Origin of the sequence: Mesorhizobium sp. M7A.F.Ca.CA.001.10.2.1 (assembly GCF_003998575.1) — a bacterium.
Taxonomy (GTDB): Bacteria; Pseudomonadota; Alphaproteobacteria; order Rhizobiales; family Rhizobiaceae; genus Mesorhizobium.
In genome coordinates, this window is the sequence record NZ_RZQY01000235.1 from 1 (window position 1) to 8,270 (window position 8,270).

The 8,270-nt window shown below is 64.8% G+C and carries 3 protein-coding genes; 1 reads left to right on the forward strand and 2 read right to left on the reverse strand.

Annotation, left to right across the window (positions count from 1 at the left end):
* On the reverse strand, positions 1-1,172 hold a 1,172-nt coding region (locus EN964_RS16615; protein WP_245490658.1), incomplete at its 3' end, for a transglycosylase domain-containing protein.
* A 212-nt stretch (positions 1,173-1,384) separates the two neighbouring features.
* Positions 1,385-6,883: an alpha-2-macroglobulin family protein gene (locus EN964_RS16625; RefSeq protein WP_127273177.1), complete on the reverse strand. Its 5,499-nt coding sequence runs from the start codon at positions 6,881-6,883 to the stop codon at positions 1,385-1,387.
* Between the two features lie 272 nt (positions 6,884-7,155).
* On the opposite strand from EN964_RS16625, the gene EN964_RS16630 reads away from it, so the two are divergent.
* On the forward strand, positions 7,156-8,270 hold a 1,115-nt coding region (locus tag EN964_RS16630; RefSeq protein WP_164775846.1), incomplete at its 3' end, for an autotransporter assembly complex family protein.

An 8,270-nucleotide genomic window follows, 5' to 3' on the forward strand; every position in this document is an offset into this window, starting at 1 on the left:
CCCTGGTAGCCCATGTCGAAATTCTTCGGCCGGTAGCCGGAGAAATCGACGGGGCTGTCGTCGATCAGCGTTTCCTGCGCCACCAGGCCCTGTTCGAAGGCCAAACCGTAGATGAAGGGCTTTAGCGTCGAGCCTGGCGAGCGGACGATCTTTGTCATGTCGATCCAGCCGGAGCGGCTTGCGTCGAAGAAATTGGCCGAGCCGACTTCGCCAAGGATGTCGCCGGTGCGGGAGTCGGCCAGCACCATAGCGACCGACAGGCGGGGGCCGAGCTTGGTGGCCGCGTCCCTCGCCACCTGTTCCAGCCCCTCCTGGACGCTCTTGCGGATCGTCAGCTGCAAGGGCTGACCGGGGACGGCCTTGGGCAACATCGCATAGGCGGCGTGCGCGGCGAGCGCCGGCAGCGTGCGGCGCAGGTCCGAGACATCGTCGAGGGAGGCCCGTGCGGCCTCGCGCTCGCCGAGCAGGCGGGAGGAGACCATTCGGGTCAGCACCCGGTCGCGGGCGGCGTGGGCGATCTTCAAATTGCGGTCGGGCCGGCGCTTTTCCGGCAGTTGCGGCAGAGCGACGAGCAGGGCGGCCTCGGAAACGGTGAGCCGTTTCGGCTCCTTGCCGAAATAGGCGAGCGAGGCGGCGCGCACGCCTTCCAGATTGCCGCCATAAGGCGCCAGCGTCAGGTAGCGTTCGAGGATCTCGCGTTTCGACAGCCGCCGCTCTATCTGGATGGCGCGCAGCATCTGCTTGACCTTGGAGCCGAGGCTGCGGCTTTCGCGCGGCTCGATCAGCCGGGCAAGCTGCATCGAAAGCGTCGAGCCGCCGGAGACGATGCGGCCGCTGGTGGCGAACTGGCCGGCGGCGCGGGCCAGCGCCAGCACGTCGACACCTTCATGGTCCCAGAAACGCTTGTCTTCGTAGGTGACCAGCATGTCGACGAACTGCTTGTCGACCTGGTCGAGGCGGGTTTCGAGCCGCCAGTAGCCGTCCGGCGTGGCGAAGGCGCGCAACAATTCGCCGTCGCGGTCCTGGACTTCGGTGGAGACCGTGAGTTCGGCTGGAAGCGGGGGTGGGAAGGCACGGTCGAGCGCCCAGAGGGTGGTGGCGGCAATTGCGGTGAGTCCAATGAGGGAGGCTCCTGCAACGGCCGTGCGACGAAGGAACTTCTTGGAAAGCATGGCGCCGCCCCTCATCCGGCTGCCGCCACCTTCTCCCCGTATAGTGACGGGGAGAAGGGTGCTGTCATGGCCCTTGGCGCTTTTCCAGCAACGTTCAAAGTTGGCGAAAGCTTTGTTGCAGGCCTCTTTCTCCCCGTCACTATACGGGGAGAAATGCCCGGCAGGGCAATGGGGGGCAGCACAAGCCTCACTTTCATATTCGCCAAGGCGCCTTACGGCGCCTTGACCTCCATCATGCCGGTGGCGGTGCGGGCCGAATATTGCGGCCGGTACATGTCCTCCACCGTTGCCGCCGGGTGCGCATAGGTACCAGGCGTCACCGCGCGCACGACATAGGCGAGCGTCAGATTGTGGTCATGATCGCCGTCGGCCGGGTTGAACGCCGCGACGAAACGGTCGTCGCGGAATTCGAGATGCGCGGCATCGGTCTGCGCCAGCCACGAGAAGTTCGTCAACTGGGCGCTGGAGACCAGGCCGGGATTGTCGATCTCGAAGCCGGCCGGCAACAGGTCGGTGACCAGCAGGCGCGACGGCCATTTGTTCTGCTCGTTGACCTTGAGCACGACGACATAGCGTTCGTTCTGCGTCGCCTCGGTGACATTGGCCTCGGTGCCGTCGAGCTTGTAGTAGGTGCGGTTGATGGTGAAGCCGTCGCCGCCGGCCGGCAAGGGCTGGACCGGCGACGCCACGGTGGTGACGACGGCCTGCAGCGGGGTCTTGCCGGTGTTGGCGATGGTCAGCGGGCTGTCGGCCAGGTCAGAGCCTTCCACCTGGTTGGAGTAGCCGCCGGAATGCGCCGCGCCATTGACGGCCAGCATGATCGTATCATTGCCCTCCTTCAGCGCGCGGGCCGCCAGCAGCATCCAGGATTCGTCCTGGGTGGTGGTCCAGCGGGCTTCCGCGCGTTCCCTGGTCACCAGCTTGATCAGTTCCGGCACGATGGTCGGCACCGGCTTCGATTCCGCCGCCAGCGCCAGCATCGCCGCGCCATCACGCAGCCGCGAACCGTAGTCGGAGCGGTAGTAGTCGTAGTCGGTGGTGGACTTTGCCAACTGCAAGGCGGTCTTGAAGGTGGCTTCGGCGCGCGGTGTATCGCCGTAGAGCGCCAGGCTTGCCGCCAGCTGGGCAACGGCCATCGGGCTTGAGAAAGCTTCGAGTTGGGTATCCGCATAGTAGCGCAGGTCGCCGATCGAGGCCTTCTTGTTGCGGGCCAGAACGTAGAGGGCGTAGGCGATCTCGCTGCCACGGTCCTGGACGCTCTGGTCATAGCCGAGCGAGTTCTGCAAATTGCTCAGCGCCTGGTTCATGGCCAGGCTCGGCACGTCGTATTTCTGCTCGCGCGCCCTGGTCAGGAAATCGGTGACATAGGAATCAAGCCACAGATCGCCGGAGCCCGGACCCCACAGGCCGAAGCTGCCGCCCGAGGCCTGATAGCTCAGAACCTTATAGATGGCGTCCTGGATGCGGCCATGGATATCGGGGTCGCTGGCCATGCCGACGCCGGAAGCCAACTCATTGACGTAGAGAAGCGGCATGGCGCGGCTGGTGGTCTGCTCGGCGCAACCATAGGGGTAGCGGTCGAGCGTCATCAGCAGCGACGGCACGTCGAAGGCGGCGGCCTGCGAAACGCCGACACTGACGGAGGCGCCATTGAGCAGGCTGGCTGCCAGCAGTTCCTTGTCGACGCGCAGCGCGCCGCCATTGCCCTTGAGGTCGACCACCAGCCGGGTGGTCACCGGCAATTGCGCCGGGCGCACCGGCACATAGAGCGTCTGCTCGACCTTGGTGCCGTCGGCATGGGCAAGCTTGACGGTGAGCGAGGCATTGCCGGCCGTCTGAGCGACCAGCGGCACGGTCAGCGTCTGGCGCTTGCCCTGGGCGAGCGTCAGCTTCTGGGGCAGGGGCTTGTCGCCGGTCGACAGGTCACCCGTTGTTTCGATCGAGAACGCATAGTCGCCGGCCGGACCATCGGTGTCGGCGACGTCTAGGCGCATGACGGCGGCGTCACCAGGCGCCAGGAAGCGTGGCAGGCCAGCGGTGATCACGATGGGATCGCGCACGATGACATCGGACTGGGCGTGGCCGACCGCATCCTTGGTCCAGGCGACGGCCATGACGCGCACGGTGCCGTTGAACTGCGGGATGTCGAAGTCGACCCGCGCCTTGCCGTCGGCATCGAGTTCGACGATGCCGGAGAAGAAGGCGACCAGTTTTTCGGTCGGCGGGTTGCCTTGCGCCTGCATGTTGGCGCCGTCGCCGCCGGTCCTGAGCTTGCCGGTGTTGCCGAGCGAGCCGTCGATCAGGCGGCCGTATATGTCGCGGATTTCCATGCCCAGCATGCGCTGGCCGAAGAACCAGTTCTCCGGATCCGGGGCCTTGTAGTTGGTCAGGTTGAGGATGCCGACATCGACGGCGGCAACCATGACGTAGGCATTGCTTCCCGGCTGCACGCCGGCGACCGAAACCGGGATCGACAGCTGCTGGCGCGGCATGGTCTTGTCCGGCGGCGTCAAGGTGATGGCGAGCTTTTTCGAGCCCGGATCGACCTTCAGCCATTTCACGCCGATGGCGCGGGCCGGCATGCGCGTTTCCTGCGCATCGCCCGGCCGGAAGAGGGTTGCCGTGACATAGGCACCGGCACCCCAATCGTCGCCGACCGGTATGTCGACCGTGCTGCCGCCGGCCGGCACGGATGCCGTGACGGTCTTCAACAGTTTGTCGGAACCGATGTTGATGAGAAGTTCGCCGGCAAAGTGCGGCGAGACTTTCAGCCTGGCCACTTCGCCGGCGGCATAATTGTCCTTGTCGAGGGCGATTTCGAGGCCGTCAGGCGTTTCGGTGGTGGTCGAGGAGACATACCAGCCGGCATCGAACTCGTAGCTTGTCGCCGGTCCCTCGGGATCCGATGTCTCGACCTCGAGGCGGTACTGACCCCAATCGACCGGCACGGAGACCGTCGCGCCGCCGTCGGCGCTAAGGTCGACCTGGCCGTTGGCGATCGACTTGGTGAAGGTGACCGGCTCGTAGTTCCAGGAATTGTTGGAGCGGTACCACTGGTAATTGCGTTCGACCTTGACCAGCGTCCACTGCGCGCCTTTCAGCGCCTCGCGCTTGCCGTCGGGATCGACGGCGATCAGGCTGAACTTGGCGGTGCCGCCCTGCGGCACTTCATTGTCGGCGAAATCCGGACGGATGCCGATCATATGGCCTTGCGGGCGGACGCCGATGTTGAGCGAACGCTCGATGGCGCGGCCGCCGGTTTCGCGCATCCTCACCGTCACCTTGGCGTCGACCAGCTTGGTGGTCGAGGGCAGTTGGTCGACGGAGACCGGGAAGGTCACCTTGCCGTCATCGCCGACCACCGGCAGATCGGCGAGGGGAGTGACCGTGGGTTCGGCCGACTGCTCGTCGGCGAGACCGAAGGAAAAGCCCTGGAAGCGGTCCCAGTCGCGCGACGTCGACAGCGTCAGTTCGCCTTCCAGCGCCAGGCCCGCCGCCGGCGCGCCATAGAGGAAGCGGCCGTCAATGTCGATGTTGGCGGTTTCGCCCTGGGCGATTTCCTGCTTGTCGGCCTTCATGTCGAATTCGATGCGATCCGGCACGAAATCCTCGACCAGGAACATGTGGCTGGCCACGGCCGGCTGCTTGGGATCGGTGTATATCGACACCGACCAGGTGCCTCGCATGGCGTTGGGTTCGAGCGGCAGGTCGACGGCATGGCCACCGGCCGAAGCGCCGTCACTGACGATGCGGCGGTCCTCGACGCCGTCGGGGCGCGAGAAGACGAACGTCAACGGCAGGTTCTCGACCGCCTTGGCGGCGCCGTCGCGGGCAAGCGCCGCGACATGAACATCTTCGCCGGCGCGGTAGATGCCGCGTTCGGTCCAGGCATAGACGTCCAGCGCACCTGGCGCCGCGCGCCCGGTGACGCCGCGGTCGGACAGGTCGAAGCCGGCCCGGCCCATATCTAGAAAGACGAAATCATTGTCGCCCTGCTTGGCCATCAGCACGGCCGGCACCATGCCGCCGTCGCCGCGCGTCAGGCCGGGGTTGAAGACGGCATGGCCGTCGGCATCCGATGTCGCCGTGCCGAGAACCTCATTGTTCCTGGCAACCAGCGTCAGTTCGGCGCCGGCTATCGGCTTGGCGCTGCCCAGTGAACGCGCAAAGACGTTGAGCCCGTCCTGCCCCGTATAGGTCGACAGGCCGATGTCGGAGACGACGAACCATTGCGTGGCCATCGAATTGTAGTTGTCGCTCTTGTCGTTGACGGCCTGCGCGGTCAGCACGTAGACGCCGGGCTTGCGCTGCGGCACCGCCTCGTCGACCGGGAAGGAGGTGGTGACCTCCTTGTTGAGATCATTGGCGATGTCGAGCTGGCCTTGCCAGACCGGCGCGCCCATCTGCTCGGAAATGTTGGAGATGTCGTAGCCGTCGAGCTGGTGCAGGAACTGGTAGCCCGACAGAAGCTGGGCCAGCGAACGATCGCCGACGCGGTAGAGCTTCATTTCGGCGGCATTCATGTTGACGGTGACGATCGGAATGCCGCGGCGCGCGCCGGCCGGCAGCACGAAGCTGTCACCGGTGAAGCGGGCGGACGGTGCGCGGTCCTGGACATAGATCGACAGCACCACGGGGGCCGCGGTCACTTCGCCGATTGCCGCCGGCAGGCCGGCGCGGAAGGTGACGTCGTAATGCTGACCATGCTCCAGCCCTTCGACGCAGATTTGCTTGTCCTTGGCCTCGACGCCCTTGGGTGGCGCGTTGTCGACGGTGACGAACGGCGCGTAGTCGACGCCGGTCTTGACCAGATCCTCGGAGAATTGCGCGCAGATGCGCGGCGCGCTGGTGTCGGCGTCGATGGTGTGATCGACAACGCGGAAACCCTTGCGGGCCTTGAGATCGGCATAGTCGGCCTGGACCGCCGGCGAAGGGTTCAGCGCAAGGCTGGCCTCATAGGCCTGCAGCGCCGGCCGGTAGAGATCGCGCTTGTCGAGCCCGTTGCCGAGCAGCGCCAGCACTTCGGCGCGCGTCTTGGTGGTGCGCAGCAATTTATAGGCATTGAAAGCGGCCGACGTGCCGTTCGCCGGCAAAGTGGAGGCTTCGGAGGTGCTAGCGGCGGGCTGAACGGCCAGCGTTTCACGCGCCAGGTTGAGCCAGAGCGGACCATCATCGGGCAGCACCGAGACCGCGGCCTCGTATTTCAGCATGGCGGAGCGGTGATCCCCGGTCAGCACGGCCTGTTCGGCGGCGTTCAGCAAGGCAGCCATGCCTTCGGTCGGCTTGTCATAGGCCGGGCCGAGCAGCTTGTTGCGGTATTGCTGGGCCTGATCGGCCATCCAGTTGGGGAAGAAAGCGAGTTCCGGCGGCGCGCCGATATCAGGATCGCCATCGATGTTGACGACCTTGCCCGCGACCGCGCCGTTGAAGGTTTTCAGCTGGTTGTAGTCGGATTTGAGGAAGCACCATTTGGCTTTTTTGTTGTAGGTGAAGGCACGGCAGGCCGGGTCTCCCAGGCATGTCGTCTTGCACTGGTCGATTGTCACATTCTGGTCGGACCTGAGATCAAAGCCGAAATAATCGGAATTGTCCGTTGTCGCGATCCGCCGGGCCTCGGCCGCTTGCGCGGCGCTGCTCCAGGCCAGGACACTGGCCCAGCCTAAAAACAGAAGAATCAGGATAGACAGACCACGAGCCGCGCGCATTGCCATAACACCCCTCCAGACACAGCTGACGTCCGGGCATGATCAAGCTTCAGTCAGGCTTGTCAACACAAGGACGCGGCAGGGTTCCGCCTGCCAACGGTTTCCTTTCCGGCCGATGACCGGTAGTACCTCCATAGGACAGGGGATCACGCTTTCTTGCGGCGACGCAAAAGGTGTGAATTCCAAGCCCGCCCTATTTCAGACAATTGGATTGTGGCCCCTTTACGAGCGCTTCAGAACTTCATTCCAATTTTAGTTTTGTAATCTAGGTTGTCTTAATGCCGGCGCATGAAGAGCAGATGTCAGGAGGTCGCGCGCCAGGGCGTGCGCTTCCGCGCGCCCTGCTGCTGGCCGTGATGTGCTCGACCGTGCTCGTCGCCGAATCGCGGCCGGCGGCCGCTTTCGAGCTTTTCGGCATCAAGCTGTGGGGGTCGTCCAGCGACGAGGATGCCGATATCGTCGATCCCCTGCGCTACGCCGTTACCATTTCCGCCCCCGACGCCGACAAGGATCTGGTCAAGAAGCTCGAAAATGCCTCGGCGCTGAAGAGTGACGAGGAGCGTCCGGTTTCCGGCTCGCTCGGGCTGATGGCCAAGGCGCGCAGCGACCGCGAACAGCTTGTCGCCGCGCTCTATGCCGATGCCCGCTACGAAGGCGTCGTCACCGTCACCATCGACGGCAAGCCGCTCGACGATTTGCCGCCGGATGCCGAATTCAAGGGGCCGCAGCCGGTTCCCGTGGTGATCGACATCGCCAGCGGGCCGAAATTCACCTTGGGCAATATCCACCTCGAGGGCGACGCAGCGGGGCTGATGAGCGCCGATTATGGCTTGATATCAGGCGGCGATGCGGGATCCGGCGCTGTGCTCAAGGCCGAGGCGCTGATCGTGCGGACGCTGAAGGAGCAAGGCAGGCCGCTGGCAGAGGTGACGGACCGGCAGATCGTCGCCGACCACGCTACTTCGACGCTGGACGTGACGCTGACGGTCGCCGCTGGGCCGGTCGCCGGCTATGGCGACACAACGGTGGAAGGCACCGAAAAGGTCGACCGCGACTTCACCGAATACATGACCGGCCTCAAGCGCGGCCGGCAGTACTCGCCGCAAGAGATCGATGACGCGCGCGACCGGCTGCTGGCGCTCGAGGTCTTCAACAGCGTGACGTTCAAGGAAGCCGACACGCTCGATGCCGACGGCAACATTCCGATCGGCGTCCAGGTCAGCGAGCGCAAGCCACGCTATTTCGGCGTCGGCGGCACCTTCTCCAACACCGAGGGGCTGGGCCTGGAAGGTTATTGGGGCCACCGCAATTTGTTCGGCCGGGCCGAGAAGCTGCGCATCGACGGCAAGATCAGCGGCATCGGCAGCAATGATCTCGGCGAGCTCAACTACAA

Excerpts from the sequence above, each read along its gene's own strand:
- EN964_RS16625 (WP_127273177.1), bottom strand. The coding sequence starts at position 6,883 with ATGGCAATGCGCGCGGCTCGTGGTCTGTCTATCCTGATTCTTCTGTTT.